This is a genomic window from Streptomyces sp. PA03-6a, from assembly GCF_033792765.1.
Classification (GTDB): Bacteria; Actinomycetota; Actinomycetes; order Streptomycetales; family Streptomycetaceae; genus Actinacidiphila.
Genome location: NZ_JARAVK010000014.1, coordinates 1 through 25,608, shown reverse-complemented (window position 1 = coordinate 25,608; position 25,608 = coordinate 1). Strand labels below are relative to the sequence as shown.

General features: G+C 71.7%; 26 protein-coding genes. 15 read left to right on the top strand and 11 right to left on the bottom strand.

The features are described 5' to 3' along the window. Positions 1-133 precede the first annotated feature (133 nt). The 10 genes from PV350_RS05800 to PV350_RS05755 all read left to right on the top strand — a co-directional run bounded on the left by PV350_RS05800 (position 134) and on the right by PV350_RS05755 (position 8,118). A complete protein-coding gene (locus tag PV350_RS05800) occupies positions 134-505 on the top strand; it encodes a ClpX C4-type zinc finger protein (protein ID WP_499509013.1) in 372 nt (123 codons plus the stop codon). Between the two features lie 146 nt (positions 506-651). Next, positions 652-1,122 (top strand): cation:proton antiporter regulatory subunit, encoded by a 471-nt coding sequence (locus PV350_RS05795; RefSeq protein ID WP_499509014.1) that lies wholly within the window; start codon positions 652-654, stop codon positions 1,120-1,122. Positions 1,123-1,124: 2 nt separating this feature from the next. Next, the gene (locus PV350_RS05790; protein ID WP_499509015.1) at positions 1,125-2,363 is read left to right on the top strand and encodes a cation:proton antiporter; all 1,239 of its coding nucleotides are present in this window, start codon (positions 1,125-1,127) and stop codon (positions 2,361-2,363) included. Between the two features lie 197 nt (positions 2,364-2,560). Next, positions 2,561-3,787, top strand: a complete 1,227-nt coding sequence (locus tag PV350_RS05785) for an MFS transporter (RefSeq protein WP_500333063.1) — start codon at positions 2,561-2,563, stop codon at positions 3,785-3,787. A 184-nt stretch (positions 3,788-3,971) separates the two neighbouring features. Continuing rightward, positions 3,972-4,979 (top strand): RNA polymerase subunit sigma-70, encoded by a 1,008-nt coding sequence (locus PV350_RS05780; RefSeq protein WP_500333062.1) that lies wholly within the window; start codon positions 3,972-3,974, stop codon positions 4,977-4,979. 5 nt (positions 4,980-4,984) lie between these two features. After that, positions 4,985-5,281 (top strand): hypothetical protein, encoded by a 297-nt coding sequence (locus tag PV350_RS05775; RefSeq protein ID WP_500333061.1) that lies wholly within the window; start codon positions 4,985-4,987, stop codon positions 5,279-5,281. A gap of 112 nt (positions 5,282-5,393) precedes the next feature. Further along, on the top strand, positions 5,394-5,735 hold the full coding sequence (locus PV350_RS05770; RefSeq protein ID WP_499509018.1) for a DUF6069 family protein: 342 nt from the start codon (positions 5,394-5,396) through the stop codon (positions 5,733-5,735). A 126-nt stretch (positions 5,736-5,861) separates the two neighbouring features. Beyond that, positions 5,862-6,398: an NUDIX hydrolase family protein gene (locus PV350_RS05765; protein WP_499509019.1), complete on the top strand. Its 537-nt coding sequence runs from the start codon at positions 5,862-5,864 to the stop codon at positions 6,396-6,398. Between the two features lie 190 nt (positions 6,399-6,588). Beyond that, positions 6,589-7,614 carry a baeRF2 domain-containing protein gene (locus PV350_RS05760; protein ID WP_500333060.1) on the top strand — a complete coding sequence of 342 codons (1,026 nt, stop codon included), beginning with the start codon at positions 6,589-6,591 and terminating at the stop codon, positions 7,612-7,614. 66 nt (positions 7,615-7,680) lie between these two features. Next, positions 7,681-8,118, top strand: a complete 438-nt coding sequence (locus PV350_RS05755; protein ID WP_499509021.1) for an ATP-binding protein — start codon at positions 7,681-7,683, stop codon at positions 8,116-8,118. Between the two features lie 166 nt (positions 8,119-8,284). On the opposite strand, the gene PV350_RS05750 is transcribed toward PV350_RS05755, so the two are convergent. Next, the gene (locus PV350_RS05750) at positions 8,285-8,869 is read right to left on the bottom strand and encodes a TetR/AcrR family transcriptional regulator (protein WP_499509022.1); all 585 of its coding nucleotides are present in this window, start codon (positions 8,867-8,869) and stop codon (positions 8,285-8,287) included. 78 nt (positions 8,870-8,947) lie between these two features. Here PV350_RS05750 and PV350_RS05745 point away from each other — a divergent pair, with 78 nt between their 5' ends. Continuing rightward, positions 8,948-9,727, top strand: a complete 780-nt coding sequence (locus tag PV350_RS05745; protein WP_499509023.1) for an oxidoreductase — start codon at positions 8,948-8,950, stop codon at positions 9,725-9,727. A 122-nt stretch (positions 9,728-9,849) separates the two neighbouring features. On the opposite strand, the gene PV350_RS05740 is transcribed toward PV350_RS05745, so the two are convergent. After that, positions 9,850-12,330, bottom strand: coding sequence for a helix-turn-helix domain-containing protein (locus PV350_RS05740; protein WP_500333059.1), 2,481 nt, complete (start codon positions 12,328-12,330; stop codon positions 9,850-9,852). Between the two features lie 178 nt (positions 12,331-12,508). Between PV350_RS05740 and PV350_RS05735 the strand changes: the two genes are divergently transcribed. Both PV350_RS05735 and PV350_RS05730 read left to right on the top strand, forming a co-directional pair. Then, on the top strand, positions 12,509-12,964 hold the full coding sequence (locus PV350_RS05735; RefSeq protein WP_500327697.1) for a carboxymuconolactone decarboxylase family protein: 456 nt from the start codon (positions 12,509-12,511) through the stop codon (positions 12,962-12,964). Between the two features lie 220 nt (positions 12,965-13,184). After that, positions 13,185-13,532 carry a hypothetical protein gene (locus PV350_RS05730; protein ID WP_499509025.1) on the top strand — a complete coding sequence of 116 codons (348 nt, stop codon included), beginning with the start codon at positions 13,185-13,187 and terminating at the stop codon, positions 13,530-13,532. A 112-nt stretch (positions 13,533-13,644) separates the two neighbouring features. On the opposite strand, the gene PV350_RS05725 is transcribed toward PV350_RS05730, so the two are convergent. The 3 genes from PV350_RS05725 to mmsA form a co-directional block, all read right to left on the bottom strand. Further along, entirely contained in the window at positions 13,645-14,757 is a 1,113-nt protein-coding gene (locus PV350_RS05725; RefSeq protein ID WP_499509026.1) for a substrate-binding domain-containing protein, read from the bottom strand. Between the two features lie 79 nt (positions 14,758-14,836). Further along, complete coding sequence (gene mmsB / locus PV350_RS05720; RefSeq protein ID WP_499509027.1) at positions 14,837-16,135, bottom strand: multiple monosaccharide ABC transporter permease; 1,299 nt, start codon at positions 16,133-16,135, stop codon at positions 14,837-14,839. Beyond that, the gene (mmsA, locus tag PV350_RS05715) at positions 16,132-17,679 is read right to left on the bottom strand and encodes a multiple monosaccharide ABC transporter ATP-binding protein (protein WP_499509028.1); all 1,548 of its coding nucleotides are present in this window, start codon (positions 17,677-17,679) and stop codon (positions 16,132-16,134) included. The genes mmsB and mmsA overlap by 4 nt, the downstream gene beginning before the upstream one ends. A 265-nt stretch (positions 17,680-17,944) precedes the next feature. On the opposite strand from mmsA, the gene PV350_RS05710 reads away from it, so the two are divergent. Continuing rightward, the gene (locus tag PV350_RS05710; protein WP_499509029.1) at positions 17,945-19,135 is read left to right on the top strand and encodes an ROK family transcriptional regulator; all 1,191 of its coding nucleotides are present in this window, start codon (positions 17,945-17,947) and stop codon (positions 19,133-19,135) included. Between the two features lie 12 nt (positions 19,136-19,147). On the opposite strand, the gene PV350_RS05705 is transcribed toward PV350_RS05710, so the two are convergent. From PV350_RS05705 to PV350_RS05680, 6 genes are all read right to left on the bottom strand, one after another. Beyond that, complete coding sequence (locus tag PV350_RS05705; RefSeq protein ID WP_500333058.1) at positions 19,148-19,777, bottom strand: TetR/AcrR family transcriptional regulator; 630 nt, start codon at positions 19,775-19,777, stop codon at positions 19,148-19,150. Continuing rightward, the gene (locus PV350_RS05700; RefSeq protein WP_499509031.1) at positions 19,777-20,661 is read right to left on the bottom strand and encodes a class I SAM-dependent methyltransferase; all 885 of its coding nucleotides are present in this window, start codon (positions 20,659-20,661) and stop codon (positions 19,777-19,779) included. The genes PV350_RS05705 and PV350_RS05700 overlap by 1 nt, the downstream gene beginning before the upstream one ends. An 85-nt stretch (positions 20,662-20,746) precedes the next feature. Next, positions 20,747-21,370 carry a histidine phosphatase family protein gene (locus PV350_RS05695; protein WP_499509032.1) on the bottom strand — a complete coding sequence of 208 codons (624 nt, stop codon included), beginning with the start codon at positions 21,368-21,370 and terminating at the stop codon, positions 20,747-20,749. A 100-nt stretch (positions 21,371-21,470) separates the two neighbouring features. Further along, a complete protein-coding gene (locus PV350_RS05690; protein WP_500333057.1) occupies positions 21,471-22,310 on the bottom strand; it encodes an MBL fold metallo-hydrolase in 840 nt (279 codons plus the stop codon). A 7-nt stretch (positions 22,311-22,317) separates the two neighbouring features. Further along, positions 22,318-22,833 (bottom strand): DUF302 domain-containing protein, encoded by a 516-nt coding sequence (locus PV350_RS05685; RefSeq protein WP_499509034.1) that lies wholly within the window; start codon positions 22,831-22,833, stop codon positions 22,318-22,320. Between the two features lie 81 nt (positions 22,834-22,914). Continuing rightward, the gene (locus PV350_RS05680) at positions 22,915-23,916 is read right to left on the bottom strand and encodes a LuxR family transcriptional regulator (protein WP_499509035.1); all 1,002 of its coding nucleotides are present in this window, start codon (positions 23,914-23,916) and stop codon (positions 22,915-22,917) included. A 252-nt stretch (positions 23,917-24,168) separates the two neighbouring features. Here PV350_RS05680 and PV350_RS05675 point away from each other — a divergent pair. Continuing rightward, positions 24,169-25,608: S8 family serine peptidase (locus PV350_RS05675; RefSeq protein WP_500333056.1), on the top strand; the 1,440-nt coding region annotated here is incomplete at its 3' end.

Here is a 25,608-nt window from a genome sequence, read left to right as displayed (position 1 = left end):
GCCGCCCTTCGACCAAGCCGACACCTCCTCATCTGACCGACTCCGACGTGGAGATGGCGCAGACGAACGGATTGTCAGGGATTCCCTGACGCCCTAGGTTGTCAGGGAATCCCTGACAACCTAGGAGTGAGCCGTGCCCACCTCTGACATCCAGGACGAATTCACCCGGTGCTCCTTCTGCGGCAAGCCCGACCGCGAGGTCGAGAAGCTGGTCGCGGGCGCCGGTGTGCAGATCTGCAACGAATGCGTGGCGCTGTCCGCATCGATCATCGAAGGCAGTCTGGGCACCCCGCCGGGGGCTCCCCTGCCGCTCTGGGCGTCGCTGACCGACGCGGAGATGCTGGGCCACATCCCGCGCGTCGCCGCGCACATCGACCAGGCCGAGGCCGATCTGCGCTCATGGGTGCAGGAACTGCGGCGCCGCGGTGTCACCTGGACCCGGATCGGCGAAGCCCTCGGGATCACCCGGCAGTCCGCGTGGGAACGGTTCTCCGGCGAGGAGTGACCGGCGCCGCCCCCTTCTGCCCGACCACGCGACGACCGGCGCGTTCGGAATAGAACGCTCCGGATGAACGTAATAAGGATGTAAAAGTCGCTGGTCAAGAGCGCGCCGTCCGCAGGGGTGGGGTGCGGGTCGCCTGGGAGGCAGGAGTGGGCATACGGCGGACGACCCTTCCGGGCATCGGCACGCAGTACGACGTGACCACGCGGACCGGGCGGAACCTGTCGGTGGTGGTCCACCAGGACGGACGGAGGTTCCTCGGCTTCTACGAGGCCGACGATCCCGACGCGTGCGGGATGTCGGTCCCGCTGGAGGCCGACGAGGCCGCAGGGCTGGCACGGTTGCTGGACCCGACACCGCTGGAGGCGGTGCGGACGGAGGGCATCGGGCTGGTCACCGAACAGATCCCGGTGGACTCCAGGTCGCCGTACGCGGGACGGCCGCTGGGTGACACCCGCGCCCGGACGCTGACCGGGGCCTCCGTCGTGGCCGTGATGCGGCGGACCACCGCACACCCCTCTCCCGGGCCGGACTTCCGGCTGGCGATCGGGGACACGCTCGTGGTCGTCGGCACGCGTGAGGGCGTGGACGCACTGGCCGCGATCGTGGCGGGGCAGTGACGATGCACGACACCACCGCGCTGCTCATCGAGCTCGGCGCCGTCATCCTCGGGCTGGGCCTCATCGGGCGCTTCGCCGGCCGGATGGGGCTGTCGCCCGTCCCGCTCTACCTGCTGGCCGGACTGGCCTTCGGGCACGGCGGCATCGTGCCGCTGTCGGCGAGCGAGGACTTCATCTCCGTGGGGGCCGAGATCGGCGTGGTCCTGCTGCTCCTGCTGCTCGGCCTGGAGTACAGCGCGTCGGAACTGGTCACCAATCTGCGCGGGCAGTACCCGTCGGGGGTCGTGGACCTCGTCCTCAACGCGGTACCCGGCGCGGTGGCGGCGCTGTTGCTGGGGTGGGGGCCGGTGGCCGCCGTAGCGCTGGCCGGGGTCACCTGGATCTCCTCGTCCGGTGTCATCGCGAAGGTGCTCACCGACCTCGGCCGGCTCGGCAACCGCGAGACGCCCGTGGTGCTCGGCGTCCTCGTCATCGAGGACCTGGCCATGGCGGTCTATCTGCCGCTGCTGACCACCCTGCTGGCGGGCCTGGGCCTGGCGGCCGGGGGCGTGACGCTGGCGATCGCCCTCGGCACCGTGGGCACGGTGCTGTACCTGGCGTTGCGCCACGGCCGGCTGCTCAGCAAGGCGGTCTCCTCCGACAACCCCGAGATGCTCCTGCTGGTCGTGCTCGGCCTGGCGCTGGTGGTGGCGGGCATCACCCAGAAACTGCAGGTGTCGGCGGCCGTCGGGGCGTTCCTGGTGGGCATCGCCCTGTCCGGTGAGGTCGCGGCGGGAGCGGGACGTCTGCTGACGCCGTTGCGCGATCTGTTCGCCGCCGTCTTCTTCGTGTTCTTCGGGCTGTCCACCGATCCGGCGGCGATCCCGCCCGTGCTGCTTCCGGCGCTGGCCCTGGCGCTGGTCACCACGGGAACCAAGATCGTCACCGGTTGGTACGCCGCCCGGCGGGCGGGCATCCATGCGCGGGGCAGGCTGCGGGCGGGTGGCGCGCTCGTCGCACGCGGGGAGTTCTCCATCGTCATCGCGGGCCTCGCCGTCGCCACGCAGCCCCGTATCGGGCCCCTGGCCACCGCGTACGTCCTGATCCTGGTCGTCGTCGGGCCCCTGGCGGCCCGCTACACCGAACCCGCGGTCACCGCGCTCGGCCGGCGGCTGCGGCGTGACGCCTTCACGCAGCCGCTGCCGGGGGCCGTCGAGGCGTTCGAGGTGACGCCGCCCGAGGACTCCCCCGCCCGGCGGTGACGGCGGTCATCTCCATCAGAGATGACAGATATCGTGATGCATCTTCCTCACCAGGGAAGCAATCGTCGGGTGCGGGCGCTGCAACATTCATCCGAGCGGCGCGAGAAGTTGCTCGGCCGCCACTCACCCGCCCGAACCGCACCACCGGTTCCCGACACGAGAAGGTCCTCGTGTCCCCTCCCCGCACGACCAGGTCCGTGCGTCGTCCGGCGCCCGCCGGGGCCGCCCACGGCGTTCCGGGATGGCTGGTCGGGCTGCTGGCCGTCGCCTCCGGGCTGACCGTCGCCAACCTCTACTACGCCCAGCCGCTCCTGGCGTCGCTGAGCACGATCTTCCACCTCGGTCCGGCAGCGGCCGGCACTTTGATCACGGTGACCCAGATCGGCTACGTGGTCGGCATGGTCTTCCTGGTCCCGCTCGGGGACCGGCTGGAGAAGCGCCGGCTGGTCACCGCGCTGCTGACCGTCACCACGGTCTCCTTGGCGGTGGCGGGTTTCGCCACGAGCTTCCCGATGCTGCTCGTCGCGTCCCTGGTCAGCGGTGCCACCTCCGTCGTCGCGCAGATCCTGGTGCCGTTCGCGGCGAGCCTCGCGCCCGACCGCGCCCGCGGCCGCATCGTCGGGACGGTGATGAGCGGACTGCTCGCCGGGATCCTGCTGTCCCGCACCGTCAGCAGCCTGGTCTCCGACCTCGCGGGCTGGCGCTACGTCTACCTCGGCTCCGCGGTCCTGATGGCGCTCCTGGCCCTGGCGCTGCGCGCCGCCCTGCCGCAGCACGCCCCGACGACCTCCCTGTCGTACGGGCGGGTCCTGCGTTCGACGGTGCAGTTGGTGCGGACGCATCCGGCGCTGCGACGCCGGGGGCTGTACCAGGCGGCCATGTTCGGCGCCTTCAGCGTCTTCTGGACCCCCGTCTCCTTCCTCCTCACCGGCCCGTTCCACTACTCGCCGATCGGCGTCGCGGTCTTCGCGCTCGTGGGCGCGGCGGGTGCCGCGGTGGCACCGCTGGCGGGCCGCTGGGCGGACCGCGGCCTCGTCCGCCCGGTCACGGGGATCGCCCTCGGCGTCGCGGCCGTGGCCTTCGCCGTCGCGGGCTTCGGGCAGCACAGCATCATCCTGATCGCCTTCGCCGCGGTCCTCATCGACATGGCCGTGCAGACCTCGCTCATCCTCGGGCAGCACACGATCTACCAGCTCGACGCCGCCGCGCGGTCGCGGCTGAACAGCGCCTTCATCGCGATCTTCTTCGTGGGAGGCGCGCTCGGATCGCAACTCGGGGCGCTGGCCTACCACGCGGACGGCTGGACGGCGGTCAGCGTCCTCGGTGCCGCGCTGCCCCTGATCGGCCTCGGCTACTGGGCGACGGAGCGTCGCGCCGCCCGCGAGGACGCGGAGGCCGCGACCGCGCAGGCCCCCTCCCGGTAAGGGGTCCTGCAGACTCCACGAGATGACCATTCGTCAGGCGTGGCCTTCGGATCCTTGGTCCGGGGCCGCGAGGCGGCGGAGTTCCCTGCGTGTCCGTGCCATGCCGACCGACCACGGTGATGAGTTGTCGCGCCCGCACCCGTCACACGTACGACGGGACACGACGAGACGGAAGGATGACGTGATGAGTGCGGACACGCGGCTGGAGGAGCTGGGCGGGAGCGGTCTCGGCGAGGTCGACGAGCCGGCGTTCCCGGGGCTGGCGGAGCGGCACCGGCGGGAGCTGCACGTGCACTGCTACCGGATGCTCGGGTCGTTCGAGGACGCCGAGGACACCGTGCAGGAGACGTTCCTGCGTGCCTGGCGACGCCGGGAGACCTTCGAGGGGCGGTCGACGTTCCGCGCCTGGCTGTACCGGATCGCCACCAACGCCTGCCTGGACCTGCTCGCCAAGCGCCGCCCGGAGCCCGCGACCGGCGGCGAGGTGCTGTGGTTGCAGCCCTACCCGGACCGGCTGCTCGACGAACTGCCCGCGGCCGACGCCGACGAGCCGGAGACCGTCGCCGTCGCGCGGGAGACGATCGAGCTGGCGTACCTCGTCGCCGTCCAGCACCTCGCGCCGCGCCCGCGCGCCGTACTCATCCTGCGCGACGTGCTCGGCTGGCCGGCGAAGGACGTCGCGGAACTCCTCGGCGACTCCGTCAACTCCGTCAACTCCGTCAACAGCGCGCTGCAACGGGCCCGCGCCGGCATGCGGGAGCACCTGCCCGCCGAGCGGCAGGACTGGAGCGGCGGCGCCGAGGACTCCGGGACACGCGAGCTGGTACGCCGCTTCACCGACGCCAGCGTGGCCACGGACGTCGACCGGCTCGCCGGCATGCTCCGTGACGACGTCCGCTGCTCGATGCCGCCGACGCCGAGCCTGTCCCTGGGCCGCGACGCGGTGGTGACCGGCTGGATCGAGGACGGCTTCGAAGGCATGCGGGGACTGCGCGGCGTCCCCACGTCGGTGAACCGGCAGCCCGCCGTCGCCTTCTACCTCTGGAACGAGCGCGAGGGCGCTTACCTGCCGTTGACGCTCGACGTCCTGCGCGTCACCGGCGGGGTGATCACCGAGCTCGTCGTCTTCCACGCCGACCGGTTCCCGCGGCTCGGGCTGCCGGAGCGCCTGCCGGCGGACGGTACGGAGTAGCCCCGGTGCGGACGCTCGCGCTGCGCGGTGGTACTCGTGTCGCGATGGTCGCCGCGCGATGGTGCGACGCCTTCGGCGTCGTCACCCGCGGGCGAGTGCAGCTGGAGCTGCGCGACGGCGAGCCCCGGCCGGTCCTCGGACGCGACGCCGGACTCTGGCTTCGCGGCACCGGCGTCCGCGCCCTGCGCAACCCCGGCCGTCGCACGGGGAGGGTGCGCATCGTCACCCCCAAGGCCGTGACCGTCACATGCCGGTCACCACACCCCGTACGCCGGTCACCGGATCAAGGAGGAACGACATGAACACCATGAAGGGCACACCGGGGTCGTCGCAGGCCCGGCATCGGGCCGGACCAGCCACACCCACCGACTCCGCAGGCTCGCCGGCACCGGCCTCATCGCCACGCTCGCAGCGATGGTGGCCACCACCCTCGCCGCTGCGCTTGCCCAGGCCGTCGGCGTCGGCTTCGAGGTCCCCGATGGTGGCGAGACGATCCCGTTGCCCGGGTTCGCCGTGGTGACCGGCTTCTTCTCGGTCGTGGGCGTCGTCATTGCCGTCGCTCTTCTTCGTCGGAGCGCTCACCCCGCCAGGCGATTCGTGTGGACGGCAGTGCCGCTGACCGCGATCTCGCTGGTCCCGCCCCTCCTGTCCGGGGCGGACACCGCCACCACCACCGCCCTCATCGGGCTGCACCTCGTCCCTGCGACGGTGATGATCCCCACCCTGGCGCGGAGCCTGCGCACCCGGACCGATTGACGATCCCGCAACGGAGCAACGCGCGGCGCAAGGGCGTGCGCGAGCGCACCAACGTGGGTCGAACAGGTTCGCGGCGCACCCCGGCGATCACCCCCACGTGGCCTGCTCTCCGCGTACGATCACCCGATGGCCGACATGACCGAAACCACGCCCGGCTGGCTGTCTCCGGACGACCTGGAGCTGACCCGCGCACGCATGCCGATCCTGTACGTCGACGCCGTGCCCGTGCGGGTCGACGACAGCGGGGAGGTGACACACATCGGTCTCCTCCTGCGCATCGGACCGGACGGGAACGTCAGCCGCGCCCTCGTCTCCGGGCGGGTGCTCCACCACGAACGTGTCCGCGAGGCGCTCATCCGCCACCTGGAGAAGGACCTCGGGCCCATGGCCCTGCCCCGCATCCCGGTCTCGCCGCAGCCCTTCACCATCGCCGAGTACTTCCCGACACAGGGTGTGACACCCTTCCACGACCCCCGGCAGCACGCGGTGTCCCTGGCCTACGTCGTCCCCGTGGCGGGCGACTGCCACCCCCGGCAGGACGCCCTCGACCTGGTGTGGTTCACCCCGCAGGAGGCGTCCTCGCCGCAGTTGCAGCAGGAGATGCAGGGCGGGCAGGGCGTCCTGCTACGGCAGGCCCTCGCCCACGTCGGCTGCCTCACCTGAGGTCCGTGGCGGCCCGGGCGGTCCACTGCCCGCGCCGCCACACGCACGAAGGACCACCGCGCGGGTACGGGCGCGCTCCAGCGGGTACGGGCACGCTCAAGGGGGGCCGGCACCGGTTGCCGGCACACACCGATCCGCGCGGGCCCCGGCCGCCGCCCGGCCACAGGAGCCCCGTCCGGGAGGCACCCTGATGAAGCTGTCGTTCCTGCAACCGCTGTTCGACCGGCCGGGCCCGTGGGCGAGCGCCTACCTGGACACCTCCCGGGACGTCGCGGATCCCGACCGCGTCATCGCACGGCGCTGGCGGCACCTGCGTGACAACCTCACCGCCCACGGCGCCGACCCCGCCACCGTCCACGCCCTGCACGCCGCGGTGGGCATGGACGACGACCTGCCCGGACGGCACGGCCAGGCCCTGTTCGCCACCCGTGGGGAACTCGTGCTCGCCGCGGAGCTGCCCGAACCACCCGTGCACGACACCGCCGACCTCGACGACCTGCCCGACGCCCTGCCCCTGGTGGTTCAGCGCGCCCCGGACCTCCCCTACCTGGCGCTGTTCGTCGGCCGCACCGAGGACGGCGGCGGCATCCAGGTCGCCGCCCAGACGGAGCGCTGGCCGGCCGGACGCATCGACACGGATCCGGCCGTCCGGCAGACCGTCCCGGCGGAGGACTGGCAGCGGACCGCGCCCCGGCTCGCCGGGGACCTGACCGACCTCGCCGACCGCGGCGCCGCCGAGGTGCTCGTGCTGGGCCGCGATCCCGGTGACCCCCGGACCGCCGGTGTCCTGGTCGACCACATGCCGGAACGCCTGGGCAACGCCCTCGTCACGGTCGGCACCCGCAACCCCGGCGGCGCTCCCGACCGGGCCCTGCTGGAGGAGCACCTCGCCCGCGAGCTCGGCGGCCGCCTCAACGCCGCTGACCAGGCCCGCCTGGAGGCGTATCTGATGCAGCGCGCCCAGGACCGCGCCGCCTGCGAGGGCACCGCAGCCGTCGTCGCGGCGCTGGGGCGCGCGGACGCCGAGGCCGTCCTCGTCAACGATCCCCCGCCGCTCCCCGGGCACCTGCCGGCAGGGCCCGGGGAACCCGCCGGAGCGGCCCTGCTGCGTGCCGCGGCGTGTACCGGTGCCGAGCTGGTGGTCGTGCCCCGCGGCACCCTCGCCCTGGACGACGGGGTCGGTGTCCTGCTGCGCCGCGGCGACCCCGGCGCGTAGCCCCGGCCTGCGGAATCGTCGGTGACCCGCCCGTGTTGTACCGATAGGTACAACGAGAGGGATGGGATGGATACCGTCGACGCAGGGCAGCGGCCGGGCCGGCAGTCCCTGCCGGCCCAAACAGACAGCTGGGCGCTCTGCTACCGGCCCGAAGCCCCCGCAGAAGCCCGCAAACTCACCAAGGAAGCTCTGCACCGCTGGAACGTGCCGGCAGCCGCTGCCGACGAGATCCTGCTGGTCGTCTCGGAGCTCGTCACCAACGCCTTCGAATACGCCCGGCCGCCCATCGTGCTCCACCTGGACCGCGACCGGAGCACCGGGCAGGTCCGCGTGGAGGTCACCGACGGCGGACCGGCCGCCTCCATCGGGGAATGGGCCGCCAGCTGCGGCGACTGCGAACACGGCCGGGGCATGACCATCGTGGACCAGGTGGCCTCGGCGCACGGCGACCGCTGGGAGACCGGCCGCGCCACGCACTGGGCCGAACTCGCTCCGGCCGCCTGACCCGGCGGCGTCGTACGGCGCGGGGTCCGGACCGGACCCCGCGCCCGCGTACGCAGGAGGCGGCCGCCCCGGCCGGCGAGCCCCGCGACCATCCCACCGGCCGCTCCCGCAGAGGACTGGGAACCAAGGTCCGCCGCGCCGCAGACGGGACCTGCCGGCTCCCGGGTCAAGAAGCCGGCAGTGCGATGCTGTCGATCGCGGCGTCGGCGATTCGGTTCCTGGTCTTCACGTCGACCCCTGCCTTGGCGAGCGCTTCGAGCCCGCGATGCGTGGCGACGATCAGTCCGCCGAGCGCCTCGGCGTCGGCGGCCGGATCCAGGTGGCCGGCGCGCTGCGCCTGCTCGACAAGCTGGCGGCAGCTGTCGAGCAGCACTTCGAACGCCGCGAGTGACCTGGTCGCGATGGCCTCGTTCTCCGACGCCAGTTCGGCCGTGGCCTTGGCCAGCAGACAGCCGGGCTGACCGGTGTGGTCCTCCGGCGCCGTGAGCCATTTGCGGAGGCGGTCGAGGGCCTGGTCCTCCGGGCCTTCGAGCAGGGCGGCGGCGCCCTCGTCGGAGTTTGCGCAGTACTCCTCGAATATGCGCTGGAACAGGGACTCCTTGTCGCCGAACGCGCCGTAGAGGCTTCCCTTGCTGAGCCCTGTCACGCGGGAGAGGTCGTCGACCGAGGTTCCGTGGTAGCCGGTTTCGTTGAACTGCCGATGCACAGCGGCCAGGACGTCTTGCTCGCTGAATTTCCGTGGTCGCCCCATGCCTCTATGGTACGCCGTTCTGAACCATCGGTCCAGATCTTCTGGACGTTCGGTCCAGAACCTGTTATTTTGGACCGCATGTTCAGAACTAGCACTTCACCCGACCCCACCGAGTTCGCAGGAAAGCGCGCGATCGTCACGGGAGGCACTCGCGGGATCGGCGCGGCCATCGTGCAGCGGCTGCTCGACGGCGGCGCGACCGTCGTCACCACTGCGCGTAACGCCTCCGACGAGACGCCGAAGGCCGCCACCTTCATTCAGGGCGACATCGGCACGCTCGCGGGTGTGCGGGCATTCACTGCGGCAGCGCTCGACGTACTCGGCGGCGTCGACATCGTGGTCAACAACGCGGCGGCGGCACGCGCCCACATCGGGGGCCTCTCATCCATCCCCGATGAGGAATGGATCGACGCACTCGACCTCAACTACCTGTCCGCCGTGAGGGTCAACAACGCGCTGCTGCCGGCGCTGCGCGAGGCCGGGTCGGGCGCCGTGATCGTCAACATCTCATCGGGAGCGGCCCTCACGCCGGCGCCGCCATTGGCTCACTACGCTGCCGCCAAGGCCGCCCTCAACACCTACGGCAAAGCGCTCGCTTCCGAGCTCGCCCCTGCCGGAATCCGCGTCACCACGATCATCCCCGGCAACGTGCTCACCCCGGGCGCCGACGCGATCCGCCAGAACTTCGCCGACGCGATGGACGTCCCGCTTGCCGCCACCACAGCGGGCATTCCTCTGGGGCGTCCCGGAGACCCGCGCGACATCGCCGAGGCCGTCGCCTACCTCGCATCGGACCGGGCTCAGTGGGTCACCGGAGTGAGCCTGACAGTCGACGGCGGTGAACTCCCCCTCATCTAGCTCCCGGTCCGGTCAGCCTCTTGTACGGTCCACAACGACCCCGGCGGCGCGAGAGCTGTCCCACGCCGCCGGGCGTCAGGTCGAACAGCTGACCGACAACGCACCCGGCGTGACGCCGCGCGTCAGGCGCCCGGGACCAGCTCGCGCAGGATCGCCTGTCCGGCCTCACGGTGCTGGGCCGCGGCGGACGGATCCGTGACGTCGAGCACGGCGGCGATCCCCTCGTGGGCCAGCGCCTCCTCGTACCGGTGCCCCACCCGGGGGGCGAGGTCGAGCGCCTGCCGGTGCAGCCGCAGGGCCTCCTCCGGCAGACCGGCCAACCGGCAGGTCTCGGCGTAGCCGTTGAGGAAGTGGATCTTCCACTGCTCCTCGAAGAGCTCGTCGAGCAGCGCGAAGGCCTCGCGATGACTGGCCAGCGCCTCCTCATAGCGGCCCATCCGTCGCAGGGCGACACCCAGGCAGTTCAGGCACCAGGCCTCGTTGTGCCGGTGCCCGTCCTCACGGGCCAGCGCGAGGGCGTGGTGCAGATGGCCGCGGGCGCGTCCGGGTTCCTCACGCGCGATGGCCACCCCGAGGGTGATGAGCGCGGTGAGCGCCGGCGGCCACGCGGGGTCGGCGTGCGGGATCTCCATCGCCTGACGGGCCAGTCGCGCCGCTTCCTCGCGGTGCCCCAGCTGCAGCAGGGCCCAGGCCTCGTAGGCGGTGGCGTGGGCCGTGCCCATCGGGCAGTCGGCGTCCGCGTACAGCTTCCCCGCCAGGCGGAACAACTCCAGCGGCTCCTCGACGTACCCCTGGTCCCACCTCAGGTAGCCGCGCCGCATGGCCAGTTCGGCCTCGGCCCGGAGGTCCCCCGCCTCCGCCACCAGGGCGGTGGCCGCCTCGTACGCGGCACCGGCCTCCGCCATCCGGCCCGCGTTGTGGCGTGCGAAGCCCAGATCGCTGTGCGCCTCACCGAGTTGCCGCGGGTCGCCCAGGCGCCGGGCGGCGGCCAGCGAGCCCTCGAAGAGGGAGTTGAGCTGGGTGGTGCCGCAGCGCCGGGCGAAGTACGACCTCATGAAGCGCGGCAGTTCGCACACATGGGCGTCGGCCCCGGCGGCGAGGGCGGCCTCGAAGGCGGCCAGCAGATTGGCGTACTCGGCGCCGAACCAGGCGAGGGCGCTGTACTTGTCGGTGAACCGCGGCAGCTCCGCAGGGGCCGGGCCCGCGCATGCCTCCCGGCTGCGGGACAGGAAGGGCATGGTGGCGTCGGCGGCGGCCGCCGCGTGCACGTAGTAGTCGAGCACCCGGCCCCGTGCCCGCTCCCGTTCGGCCGCCGGGTCCTGCTCGGTGGTGGCCCGCAGTGCGTGCCGGTGCACCAGGTCGTGCAGCCGGTAGCGGCCGGGGGCGGGCTGCTGGACCAGGTGCGCGTCGAGCAGGTCCTCGAGCATCACCCGGGTGTCGCGCAGTGGCACGTCCGCGAGGGCGGCCGCGACGTACTCGTCGAAGGTCGAGCCCGGCAGGAGGCTCAGCAGGCGGAACAGGCGGCGCTGGGCACGGTCCAGCTGGTTCACCGACATCGCGAACGCGGTGTCGAACTCGGTCGGGCCCTCCGCCATCCGCTCGACGAGGATGGCCACGGTCCAGCCCGGCCGGTGCCTCAGCCGCGCCGCGGCCAGCCGCAGGGCCAGCGGCAGGTTGCCGCACAGCCGCAGCACCTCGGCCGCCGCTTGCGGTTCGCGGGCCAGCCGCCCGTCGGACCCGCCGGGCTCGCCGCTGGCGCGGGCGAGCAGTTCGGTGCTCTCCTGCGGGGTCAGCACGTCCAGCGAGACCGGGGGCACCTCCTCCAGGCCCAGCAGCCGGTTGCGGCTGGTGACCAGGGCGACGGAGGGGCCCGCGCCGGGCAGCAGCGGGCGGACCTGGCCGGCGTCCGCGGCGTTGTCGAGGACCACGACGGCCCGCCGGTGGGCCAGTTCCGAGCGCCAGCAGGCGGCCAGTTGCTCGAAGCCTTCCTGCGGGATCCTCTCGGAGGGCACGTCGAGCGCCGCGAGCAGCGCCCGCAGGGCGGGGCCGGGGTCGAGCGGCCGCCGGCCCTCGGTGAACCCGTGCAGGTCCAGGTAGAGCTGGGCGTCGGGGTAGTCGGCGGCCAGGCGGTGCGCGGCGTGCACTGCCAGGCAGGTCTTGCCGACACCCGCCATGCCGTCGACGGCGACCACCCTGCTGCTGCCGACCGCGTCGAGCACGGCGGCGAGTTCGTCCCTGCGTCCGGTGAAGTCGGTGGCGTCACGCGGCAGATCGTTGCGGGGCGGCCGCGGGGCCGACGCGAGTGGCGTCGGGGGGTGGACCTGGCGGCTGGTCCTCGGGGGCGCGGGCAGCGGGTTGGAGGCCCGTTCCCACAGGGGCCGCAGCGGGCGCGGGTCGCGTGCGAGGAGACGGCAGAGGGCCACGACGGCGGGCCAGGGCGGCACGGTCCGGCCGGTGAGGTAGCGCGACAGTGACGACGAGCTCAGGCCCGTGTCACGCGCCAGGGCCCGTACGCCCCGTCCGGACAGCTCCTGGAGCATGCGGAGCCGGGCGGCCAGCTCCTCCGGTGGGTCGGCCTCCGCCGTCCGTTGCTGCGCAACCACCCGTCCCCCGCCTTCCTGTCCCGCCCCGGAAGAACGCCTCCGGGCCGCATCGCCGCTGTACAAGGCCCTTCCGGCTGTCCCACGGTGTCCCACCGCCGTCGTCATGGCAAGTCCGAAGCGCTGTCATGGAGTCACGCCCCGGGGAGCGGGGCACCGAAGCGGAAGAGGGAGAACCATGATGCAGTCCCGTATGCAGAACCCGGCCGCCGTCCTGCCCGGCGCGATGCAGCCCATCCAGGAGCTGATCAAGGCCGTGCACTCCGGTGGGGTGGACGGGCAGACGCTGGAGCTGGTGCACCTGCGGGTCAGTCAGATCAACGGCTGCAGCGCCTGCGTCGACGGCGGTGCGAAGACGGCCCGCAAGGCCGGGGTGAGCGACGAGCGCCTGGCGACCGTCGCCGCGTGGCGGGAGGCCCCGTACTTCAGCGAGGAGGAGCGGGCGGCGCTCGCGCTGGCCGAGGCCGCCACGCGGCTGGCCGACCGGCCGGAGGCGGTCGGTGACGAGGTGTGGGACGCGGCCGCCACCTACTTCGACGAGAAGCAGCTCGCCGCGATCGTCCTGATGATCGGCGTGACCAACCTGTTCAACCGGCTCAACGCCACGACGCGGCAGATCGCCGGCGCCTGGGGATGAGGGGCGCGCCGTCCGGTCCCGGGCCGCGTCCACGACGCGCCGCCCGGGACCGGCGTGCCCGGCCGCCCAGGCCGTGCTGTCCACGGCGGCGGAGGCCTGAGCCGGTCCCACGGGGCGGCCGGACGTGTCACAGCGGCGGGGGCTGTCCGGTCAGGAGGGAGATGGCTCAACTTCTTCCCGCGTCCCACCCGGGCACGACCGATGATTGAGGAGGCCCGCCATGCTGCACATCGCCAGGGCCGTGCCGGGGATCGGGGGAACGCGTGGACACGACCAGGAGTACGCGCTCACGCCACGGCGTCCGCACGCGACCGCGTGTCGCGCCACCTCGGCGGACAAGTGGCTGGTGGGGTTCAAGGTCCGTACCCGTGGCCCCGCGTCCACCTGGTTCTACTACGTGGTGGACCATGCGGACGACGCGATCGCCGCGAAGGAGGCGGCCATCACCATGGCCGGTGACGAGATCGGCGTCCCGTGCCTGCACGGGCTCGACGGCGTCGGGAGGACGGAGATCCGGCTCATCCACGACGACGGGATCGGACCGCGGCGGCTGCTGCGCTGCCCTTGACCGGGCTCCCGTGGCGGCGGTGTCCTCCGGTGCCGGGAACGCGGCTGCCGCCGGTGCCCCGGACGAGGTCCGGGGCACCGGCGGCAGTGGTCGTGCGCGACCGCTTCGTGAGCTACTTCGTGAGCGGGGAGAGCTTCGGGTCGTTGGCGTAGGCCTCGGCCGCGTTCTCCTTGGTCACGATGACCGGCGGGAGCAGGTACGACGGGACGACCTTGCTGCCGTTGTTGTACGACTTGGTGTCGTTGATCGTCGGCTTGCCGCCCGTCTGCAGGGCCTGGACCATCTTGATGGTCTCGGCGACGAGCTTGCGGGTGTCCTTGTTGATGGTGGAGTACTGCTCACCCGCCATGATCGACTTGACCGACTCGACCTCGGAGTCCTGGCCGGTGACGACCGGGACCGGCTTGCCGGCGCCCTTCACCGAGGTGATGATCGCCCGGGCGAGGGTGTCGTTCGGGGACAGCACGCCGTCGAGCGTCTTCTTGCCGTTGTAGGTGGAGTTCAGCAGCGAGTCCATACGGCTCTGGGCGTTCTCCGCCTTCCAGCCCTGCGTCGCGGTCTGCTTGATGTCGGTCTGACCGGAACCGACAACGATGTCGCCCTTGTCGATGGCGGGCTTCAGCACCTCCATCGCGCCGTCGAAGAACACCTTCGAGTTGTTGTCGTCCGGCGAACCGGAGAACAGCTCGATCGTGTAGGGGCCCTTCGCCTTCTTCGCCTTCATGCCGTCCAGCAGCGCCTGGCCCTGCAGCTGGCCGACCTTGAAGTTGTCGAACGCGATGTAGTAGTCGACGTCCGGGGTGTTGGTGATGAGGCGGTCGTAGGCGATGATCGTCGCACCGGCCTGCTTGGCCTGCGCCACCTGGGTGGACAGCTGCGAGGCGTCGGTGGCACCGATGACGATGACCTTCGCGCCCTTGGTGACCATGGAGGAGATCTGCGCCTGCTGGTCCGCGACGGTGGTCGAGGCGCCCGCGTACTGCACGTCGGCCTTGAAGCCGGCGTCCTTCAGGCCGTTGGTGAACAGGTCACCGGCGAGCACCCAGTTCTCCGAGGTCTTCGCGGGCAGCGCGACACCGACCAGGGCGTCCTTCGCGAAGCCGCCCTTGGCGTCGCTGGTGTCCTTGCCGGTGGAGCCCTCGCGTTCGTTGGAGCACGCCGTGCCCAGGGCGAGCAGCGCGGCGGCGCCGATCACGGCGACGGCTCTGGTGATGGTTCTGCGCATGTGGGTTGTGCCCTTTCCTGGTGATGCGGGGAGAATCGAGCGCCGCCCTGATGCGGCACCCTGGGTTACTGCCGGTCGGTCATCCTGCGACCGGAGCCTTGTCGGGGTCGGAGGCCGGGTTCGCCGGGTCGACCGGTGTGGACGTCTCGTTCTGGCGGAACGGACGCATCAGGGTGCCGATGATCGAGAAGCGACCCTGGCTCTTGCTGTAGACGTCGAAGGCGACGGCGAGGAGCAGGACCAGGCCCTTGATGATCTGGACCATGTCCGAGCCGACGCCCTCCAGTTGGAGACCGTTGTTGAGCAGCGCCATGACGAGACCGCCGACGATGGAGCCGCTGATGGTGCCGAGGCCGCCGGAGACTGCGGCGCCGCCGATGAACACGGCCGCGATGGCGTCGAGTTCCCAGCTCAGACCGTCCTGCGGGCCGGAGGCCGCGGACCGCGCCACGAAGATCATGCCGGCGAGCGCGGCCAGCACGGACATGTTCATCATGACGAGGAAGTTGACGCGCCGGAGCTTCACGCCGGACAGTTCGGCCGCGCGGGAGTTGCCTCCGACGGCGTAGATGTGCCGGCCTCCGATGGTGTTGCGGGTGTAGTACGAGTACGCGAGCACCAGGGCGATCAGGATGATCCCGGAGATCGGGAAGCTGGTGCCGACGCGGCCGCCGGCGAAGCGCAGCGTCGCGAAGACGATGACGCCCGCCATCACGACCAGACGGATCCCCGTGACCCACAGCGGCGCGGCGTCGGCGTGCATGGCGCGCCGGGTCTGCCGGGCCTGCCACTCGCGCCAGGCCACGCCCGCACAGGCGACCAGACCGAGGAGGAGGGTCAGGTTGTTGTATCCGGTGTCCGGGCCCACTTCGGGCAGGAAGCCTGCGCCGATGTCACGGAATCCGGTGGGGACCGGCACGGTGTCGGCGTTGCCGATGTACTGGTTGCCGCCGCGGAACAGGAGCATGCCCGCCAGGGTGACGATGAACGCCGGCACCCCCACGTAGGCGACCCAGAAGCCCTGCCAGGCACCGATCGCCGCGCCGACGAGCAGGCCGAGCACGATGCCGAGGGGCCAGGGGAGCGAGTGCTCCTGCATCGTCTTGGCGACCACGATCCCGGTGAACGCCGCCACCGAGCCGACCGAGAGGTCGATGTGCCCGGCGACGATCACCATCAGCATGCCGATGGCCAGGATCAGGATGTAGGAGTACTGGCTGACCACGGCGATGAGGTTGCCGGAGGTCAGGGTCAGCCCTCCCGTCCAGATCTGGAACAGGAGCACGATCGCGACGAGCGTGGCGATCATGCCGAACTGGCGGGCGTTGGAGGTCGAGCCTCCGAAGAGGTTCTTCTGCAGGTCTGTGATGCGGCTCATGGGCTCGGTGTCTTCTTCATAGAGGTCATCTGTTTCATGAGGAGTTCCGGGTTCGCGTCGCGGCGTGTCACCTCACCGGTGATGGCGCCTTCGAACACGGTGTAGATGCGGTCGCAGAGTCCGATGAGCTCGGGCAGCTCCGAGGAGATGACGACGACGCCCTTGCCCTGGCCGACCAGCCGCTGGATGATCCCGTAGATCTCGTACTTGGCGCCCACGTCGATCCCGCGGGTGGGCTCGTCGAGGATGAGCAGGTCGGGGTCGGTGAACATCCACTTGGCGAGGACGACCTTCTGCTGGTTGCCGCCGGAGAGCTTCACGACCTCCTCGTCCACGCTGGGGGTCTTGATCCTCAGGTTCTGCCGGTACTCCTCGGCGATCCGGTGCTCGCTCACCGGGTCGATGACCTGGCGGCGGGAGATCTTCGACAGCTTGGCGGCGACCATCGAGGTCTTGATGTCGTCCAGCAGGTTGAGGCCGACGGACTTGCGGTCCTCGCTGACGTAGGCGAGGCCGTGCCGGATGGCCTCCGACACCGTCTTGAGGTGGATCTCCTTGCCGTCCTTGAAGACCCGTCCCGACAGGAACGTGCCGTAGGAGCGGCCGAACAGGCTCATCGCCAGTTCGGTGCGCCCGGCGCCCATGAGGCCGGCGAAGCCGACGATCTCACCGCGCCGCACCGTGAAGCTGGACCCCTTGCACACGAGCCGTTCGTCGGACGCGGGGTGCCGCACGGTCCAGTCGCGGACCTCGAAGAACACCTCGCCGATGTCGGGCGTGTGGTCGGGGAACCGGCTGTCGAGTTCGCGGCCGACCATGCCGCGCACGATGCGGTCCTCGTTCACGCCGTCGGCCTCGACGTCGAGGCTCTCGATCGTCCGGCCGTCGCGCAGGATGGTGATGGTGTCGGCGACCGCCTCGATCTCGTTCAGCTTGTGGGAGATCATGATCGAGGTGATGCCGCGGTCCCGGAAGCCGCGCAGCAGGTCGAGCAGGTGCTGCGAGTCGGTCTCGTTCAGGGCCGCGGTCGGCTCGTCGAGGATGAGCAGCTTCACGTCCTTGGCGAACGCCTTCGCGATCTCGACGAGTTGCTGCTTGCCGACGCCGATGTCCTTGACGAGCGTGTCCGGGTCCTCCTTGAGGCCCACCCGCTCCATCAGCTCCACCGCGCGGTGCTGTGCGGCCCTCCAGTCGATCGAGCCGCGTTTGCGCGGCTCGTTGCCGAGGAAGATGTTCTCCGTGATCGACATGCCGGGGACCAGCGCCAGTTCCTGGTGGATGATGACGATGCCGGCCTGCTCGCTGGCCCGGATGTCGTGGAACCTCACGGTGTCGCCGCGGTAGACGATCTCGCCGGTGTAACTGCCGTGCGGGTGGACCCCGCTCAGCACCTTCATGAGGGTGGACTTGCCTGCGCCGTTCTCGCCGCAGATCGCGTGGATCTCCCCCTCCTTCACCACCAGGTTGACGTCCGCGAGCGCCGTCACGCCGGGGAACGTCTTGGTGATGGACCGCATCTCCAGCAGCATCGGGGCGCGGCTCATGCGCGGAGCTCCACGCTGCGGACGCCGCGGCGATCACGCGGGCCCGCCTCCCCTGGGATGCGACATTTCGTGGACATCAACTTGCCTCCGATGACACTGCGCCGTGCCTCCACGCCGGACCTGTTGCGGCTTGGGCACCGGACTTTAAATCCATTTGTTTTACTAAGTCAACGCCCTTGAGCGGTATCGTCATTGCGGTAAGAGAGGAACGCGTGTGCGGCAAGCAGGAACAAACCTCCCCAAAGTCGGGCGGTACAACCGGGCGGTGGTCCTGGACCAGATCCAACTCGCCGACGGGATCAGCCGGGTCGAGATCGCCCAGAAGACGGGGCTGACCCCACAGACCGTCTCGGGGATCGTGCGCCGTCTGCTGGACGAGGGCATCGTGCGGGAGGACGGGGCCAGTCGTGGCGCGGGCGGCGGCAAGCCCCGCACCACCCTGCGGGTCAACGCGGACGCCGGCAACGCGGTCGGCCTCGTCTTCGACCCGGTCGAACTCACCTGCTCCGTGGTCGACCTGCTCGGCCGGCCACTGGTCGTCAGACGGCACCCCACTCCCCCCGGCACCGATCCGACGCACGTGGTGGCGGCCATGGCCGACCTGGTCGCCGAGGTGCTCGCCGAGGCGGACGTGCCGCGCGCCAACGTCCTGGGGCTGGGCCTCGCCACCCCTGGGCCGATCGACCAGCGCAGCGGCATGATCGTCGCCCCGCCCCAGCTCGCGCACTGGACGCGGGTCCCGCTGCAGCAGATGCTCAGTGACGCCACCGGCCTTCCGGTGACGCTCGACAACGACGCCACGGCCGCCGCGGTCGGCGAGCGCTGGTCCGGCGCGGGCCGGGGCGTGGCGAACTTCGCCTACCTGTTCTTCGGCACCGGCATCGGCGGCGGTCTGGTCCTCAACCACCAGGTCTACCGGGGCGGTTCGCTCAACGCCGGCGAGTTCGGCCACTCGACGGTGCTGTCGGACGGGCCGGAGTGCTACTGCGGCAACCGGGGCTGCCTGGAAGGACTGGCCAACCCGTCCGCGATCGTGGCCGAGACGCACCGCCGCCTCACCGACAAGCCCGGCGGCAGCGTGCTGTCCCCGGTGTACGACCGGGACCCGGCCTCCGTCGACCACGCCGCGGTCCAGCGCGCGGCCGGAGCCGGCGACCCGATCGCGGCCGCGGTCATCGACGAGGCCGCGCGTCACGTGGCCACGGTCGCCGTGACCATCGCCAACTTCATCGACGTGGACCTCATCATCCTCGGCGGCCACGGCATCCAGCACGTGGAGTCCCGCTACGTCGACGCCGTCGCCTCCGCGCTGGCCTCACGGCCCCTGGCCCGGCACATCCGCGTCGTCCAGGTCGCGGCCTCCCCGCTCGGCGCGGACGCGGCCGTCGTGGGCAGCGCCGCGCTCGTGCTGCACGCCACGTACTCGCCGCAGTTGTCGTCGCTCGTGCTGGACTGAGGTGCGCGTGCCTCAGGGCGACGAAGGATCAGGCCGGAGCGCCAGAGCGCCGATGAGGCGCTCGACCGCCGCGACGTAGGCGGCGTGGTCCAGTTCGGGATCCCAGGCGGTCTGCAGCGCCAGCCCCTGGTAGATCGCGACGAACACCCGGGCCAGGCCGTCGGCAGGCCATGAGGGGTCCAGTTCGCCGCGCTCCTGGGCCGCCCGGACGAGGTCGGTGACGACGGCGCGGGGACGGTCCACGCCCTCGCGTGCCACCGCGTGCACCCGGGGTGCCCGCAGGGCCTCGGCCCAGATCTGGACGCCGAGTTGCACGCGCTGCCGCTCGTCGGAGCCGGCGAGTGAGCGCAGCAGTCCCAGGTAGCCTCCGGCGACCTCCCGGAAGGCGTCGGCGGTGCGTCCGGCGGGGTCGTCCAGGTGCAGTCGGCGGGCCTGGTCGTCGTGCCACCGGTCCGCGATGGCCGCGACCATGTCGTCCTTGTCGGCGAAGTAGCGGTAGACCAGGCCGGTGCTGAATCCGGACTCGGCCGCGATGTCCTGGATGGTGGTGCGGTGGAAGCCCGTACGGGCGAAGCAGCGGGCGGCGGCGTCGAGGATCTGCCCGCGCCGCGCCCGCAGGTGCTCCTCACTGACCTTGGGCATCACTTCACCTCGGCCTGGGCGATCCGGTAGAAGGGCGCGGCCGGCTCGTGCCGCCCCAGGGGCTCCAGGTACTCCGCGGCGGCCTCCCTCGCCGACCGGTCCAGGGTGAGCTCCAGCCCCCGCTCGGCCAGGTACGCGGGGAGCCCGTCCGGCAGGAAGCCGAAGGTGAAGGGCTCCCCGGCCGTACGCACCGTGTCCGCCCATGTTGTGACGCCGTCGAAGTCACCGGTGCCGTCCAGGGCCCTTCGGTCCATGTAGGTGAGGACGATCCGGCTCCCGGGCGCCAGCGTCGTGGAGAGCGCCGTCAGCGTGGCGTGCACCGAGGGCGCGTCGAGGTAGTTCGTCACGCCCTCCCACACCACCACCGCCCGGTCGCCGGTCAGTCCCGCCCCGCGCAGGGCGTCGCCGAGGTCCTGGTGCATCAGGTCCACGGGAACATAGCGGATGCCGTCTCCCGGCCGGCCCGCCCGGGCGGACCAGGTGGCGGCCAGCCCCCGCTTGACCGCCTGCGTCGCCGGGTGGTCGACCTCAAGGACGGTGGCGCCGCGCGCCGCGTCCAGGCGGAAGGCCCGGCTGTCGTAGCCGGCGCCCAGCAGGACCAGTTGCCGGGCGCCGCGTTCCAGGGCGTCCACGACCAGGTCGTCGATCAGCCGGGTGCGGACCACGGCCGAAGCGCGCGGACCCGCGGGCCAGCGCCGGTCGATCCACCGTTCGAGGAACCGCGCCACGCCCGGACAGCGGGCGATCGTCACGGCCAGGCGGTAGCCGGCACCGAGGCACGAGGCGGCGTACGGGTCGGTGAACAGGCGCGGTCCCCGGCGCACCGACTCCAGTGCCCGGAAGAGCGCGACGTGCTGCGCGGTGCGGCTGGGTGTGCTCTGCATGGCTCCATCATAATGAATGTACATCCATTTTTTATCCACGGCAGCGGCCGGCCTCCGGCGGCCCCGGCACCGCCGGTCCGCACCCTCACATCCGCAGCTCGGGCGGAAAGCCGGTCCAGCGCAGCTCCGCAGGGAGGTGACGGGTGTCGTTCTGGACCAGGACCGAGACGGGCCGCCCCGGCGCGTAGCGGATGACGGTCAGGGCCGCGTTGCCCTGGTTGACCCCGAGCCACCGCCACGGCGGGGCGTCCATGGCGTGCCTCACCAGCCAGCCGACCAGGAAGTTGTGGGTGACGACCAGTTCGTGACGCTCCTGATCGCCCTCGACGGGACCGGTGAACTGCTCGAGCGCGCGCAGGGCCAGCGCCGGGCCGAGCACGCGCTCCTGCGCCGTGGCGCCGTCGAGGAAGCGCAGCAGGTGGTCGGCGCTGTCCGGGGGCAGTTCGTCGCGCCGAGGGAAGTACGGGACGTAGTCGCCGGCGGTCTCCGAGACGCGCAGGACGGCACCGTCCAGGTGCTCCCCGATCACGGCGGCGGTCTGCGCGGCCCTGGGTAGGGGGCCGTGGTGGACCACGGATATCGGGTGGTCCGCCAGCCGGCGGCCGAGCAGGGCGGCCTGGCGGCGCCCATCGTCCGACAGACCGCTCTCGTCCGGCACGGCCTCCCCGTGCCGGACGAGGTACAGGTAACGCGTGGCCGCAGCCGTCATGCCCGGGCTCCTTCACGATGCTTCATGATCGAGTGGGTCGTCCCTGGGCACGACGCCCCCGCTGCCGTTCCGGTTCCGGATTGCGGTCCGGGCGGCGGCGTCAGGGCAGGAGGGCGAGTGCGCTGTACCAGACCGGGCCCGGGTTGAGGCGGTCCGGGTGGAGCTGCAGCATCCGGTCGTAGAACGTGCGGGGGCGGGGTTCGTCCGCCAGCAGGCGCTGGGCGTCGAGCAGGTAGTCGCGGGTCTGCCGCAGGATCACGGGGTCGTCGGGCAGGGCCTTGTCCTTGTGGCCGGCCACGACCGCGCGCGGGTGCAGCGCGAGGACGGTGCCGATCGCGGCGAGCCACTTGTCGATGCCGCCGCCGGCGCTTTCCCGCAGGTACTGGTGGACCCCGTTGTAGGCCACGTCACCGGCCACGACCAGGCCGGTCGACGGGACGTGCAGGACGGTCGTGTCGTCGGTGTCGGTGTGACCGGTCTCCACCACGCGCAGCGGGTGCCCCTCCAGCGTGAACCCGTCGGCCGGGACCACCCGGTAGACCACGGGGCTGTCCGGGATGAGCCCGGGGAAGTCCACGTCCCACCTGGCCCGGCGGCCCTCGGTGGCCTGCCGGTGCATCAGCTCGATGGTGCCCTCGGTGGCGTACGGGACCGCCCCGGGGAAGCGCCGCAGCAGCAGATCGGTGCCGAACCAGTGGTCACCGTGGCCGTGGGTGGCGTAGACGTACGTCAGCCGTCTGCCGGAGCGTTCGATCCAGTCCCCGACACCGCGCACCTGCTCACGGGTGAACGGCGGGTCGACGAGGACCGCTTCCGCGTCGCCGAGGACCAGCGTCGAGGTCAGCGGCGAGGAGAAGATCGGGCTCCCGTCGGGCAACCGGGGGCCCTGGGCGCGGCGCAACCCGTCGCACACGAAGGTGTCGTAGCGCAGATCCGTCATGGCCGGGTCAGCCGAGCCCGGCGGGCACCGGCGCCTCCATCAGTGTCAGCAGGTGGGCGACCTTGTGGTCCAGTTCCAGCCCCACTCGGGCGATCTCCTCGCTGCCGTAACTGCCGAAGTGGGAACTCGGCTTGTCGATCACGAATCGCGGTGCGTCGGTGCTCCGGTAGATCTCGGTGCGCAGCGGCGCGTGCATCATGGCGGAGGGATCGTGGCGGAACATCCGCTCGGCGATGGCGTAGTTGCCCATCAGGTACATCACGAACGGCGTCGTGTCCCCGGCGAGGCCCATGAGCGCCGTTCCGGAGTCCCTCCAGAAGATCATGAATCCGTGGGGCGCGTTCCCCTCGGCCAGCGCGAGGGCGCTCTCCCAGGAGCCGCCGGACCGGACGAGGTCCCGGATCTCATCGGCCCGGTACTGCGGCACCAGGGACTCGTAGCGCCGCACGGCCTCCTCGAACGTCCCGGGCAGGGGGACGTCGAACCTGGTGACGCCGTAGTCGACCGTTCGCGCCTCGGACACCTGGACCACCTCGGACGGCACGGCACACCGCCGCGCCCTCCTCCCATCGTCCCTCCGCGGCACGCCGGCGCAACTCCGCGCTCACACCCAGTTGCGCCGGGCCGCCGCGACGCCGGCGCCGAACCGGTTGGTGGTGCCCAGTTCCGTGTAGAGGTCCTGGATGCGCCGGCGCAGTGTCCGCGTCGAGATCCCGAACTGGCGGGCGATGGCGTCGTCCTTGACCCCGGCGGCGAAGAGGGCGAGCAGGTTCCGCTCCTCGTCGGTGGGCTTGCGCACCTGCTCGCCGGGGGTGGCGGGCTCCGGTGGCGGTGGTGGCTGCGAGCTCGGCCCGCTCAGCGAGGCGGCACCGGCCCAGTAGTGCTCGAAGAGCTCGGTCAGGGCTTCGAGCAAGGGGGGCGCCTCGGTGTAGAGGGTGTCGGTGCTGTCGGGGCCCAGGCTCAACGACACCATGGCCGCCGAGCGGTCCGCCATGGTCAGCTTGACGGGCAGCGAGGACACGACCCTGGCCTCCTCGCCGCGTGAGACCAGGCTGCCCAGCTCCTGCCCCTCGCCGTCCTCGTCGAAGCTGGCGGCCGCGTAGACGACCCGCACCCGTACGCCGCGCCGTACGGCGGCCTCGTCGAGCGGACCGTTCGGAGCGAACAGGAAGGGAGGCCGGGCCAGGCCGCACATCTCGTACTTGGCGGCCTGGTGCAAACGGTAGTAGCAGTCCCCGACTTCCTCCGGGCCGCTGATCGTCCGTGTGGCGGGTTCGCCGGCGCTGGACCGCCTGGCCTCGTCGAACAGCGCGCCGAGCGGACCGGTGGCGTCGCGTACGGCGGCCAGTTGGCGTTCGCGGGACTCCACCAGTGTCCGCAGCGCGTGACGCGGATCCACGGTCAGGTACTCCCCCGAGGAGCGGCGGCTGAGCAGTCCGCAGTGGTGCAGGCGTTCCAGCAGGGCCACCGCCGCTCCGGTGCCGAGCCCGAACGCCGCGGTGACGTCGTCGGCCGTACCGCCACCGTGTGCGAGCAGTTCGCGGTAGACGGCCTCCGCCCCCGCGTCGAGTCCGACCAGCTCCAAGGGTGCGGCGCCTTCCGTCATCCTTCTCCACCTCTGACCTTCGTGCACGCGAGCGAACTGACGTCTTGTCAGCAACGTGTGATGGATGTGCCGCTGTGCGGCGGCCGCTCACACCGTGCAGTGTGTCTCGCTTGCCGATCATTGCGCCGCTTTGCGCCGTGTCCACTTGGTGACATGGCACAGAAGTGCCAAAGGGCCGCCTTTACAGCGATGCGAACGGATGGCTGACTGCGTTCCACCCCACCCCATCGAGTCCATGAGGTTCCCTTGCGCATGCCTCCGTCCCGCAGACGCGGGCTGACAGCCGCCGTCGCCGCCCTGGTGGTGCTGACGGCCACGGGTCCGGCCGCATCGGCCGACCCCTCGGCGACGTCCCCCTCCCCCGCCGCGACCGGTGCCGCTTCCGCAGCCGTGCGCACCGTCACGCTGATCACCGGCGACAAGGTCACCGTCACCGGGGACGGCCGGGCCCAGGCCGTCACCTCGGTCACCGACCCGAACGGCAGGACCGGGGGCGCCCACGTGATGTCGGTGGGCACCGACACCTACGTGTATCCCGACGCCGCGGTTCCCTACATCGCGTCAGGAGCCCTGGACGAGGAGCTCTTCAACGTCACCGCGCTGCTGAAGGACGGCTACGACGACGCGCGCAGCGACCGGCTGCCGCTCATCGTCACGTACACCGACGCCGCTGCCCGCTCCCGCAGCGCCAAGACCCCGGAGGGCGCGCGCAGGACGCTGACCCTCAGCAGCATCCAGGGCGCGGCGATCTCCGCCGAGCACGAGCGGGCCGCGGACTTCTGGTCCTCCCTGACCGGTGCCGGCGCGCAGGCCACCGCGACCGCGAGGACGGCGGACGGCGAAGGGCGGCTCGCCGGCGGCATCGCCAAGGTGTGGCTGGACGGCAAGGTCAAGGCCACGCTGTCGGACACCACGGCGCAGATCGGCGCCCCGGAGGTCTGGGCCGGCGGGGACACCGGGCAGGGCGTGGACGTCGCCGTCCTGGACACCGGCATCGACGCCGCGCACCCGGACTTCGCCGGCCGCATAGCCGCGACGGAGAGCTTCGTGCCCGGCGCGGACGTCACCGACCGGCACGGTCACGGCACCCACGTCGCCTCGACCGTCGCCGGGACCGGCGCCGCCTCCGGTGGCACCGAGAAGGGCGTCGCCCCGGGCGCGTCCCTGCACATCGGCAAGGTCCTGGACGACTTCGGCAGCGGCCAGGACTCCTGGATCCTGGCCGGCATGGAATGGGCCGCCCGCGACCAGCACGCCAAGGTCGTCAGCATGAGCCTGGGCGGCGACGCCACCGACGGCACCGACCCGCTGAGCGAGGCCGTGAACCGGCTCAGCGAGGAGACCGGGGCGCTGTTCGTCATCGCGGCGGGCAACTCCGGCCCCGCGCCGTACACCGTGAGCGCCCCCGGTGCCGCCGACGCCGCGCTGACGGTGGGCGCGGTCAACGGCCCCGGCAAGGGCGTGGACCAGCTGGCGCAGTTCTCCAGCCGCGGCCCCCGCGTGGGCGACAACGCCGTCAAGCCCGACCTGACCGGCCCGGGGGTGAACGTGCTGGCCGCGCGCTCGCAGTACGCCCCTGAGGGCGAGGGCGCCTACCAGACGATGAGCGGCACCTCCATGGCGACGCCGCACGTGGCGGGCGCCGCGGCCCTGCTGGCCGCCGAGCACCCGGACTGGACGGGGCAGCAGCTC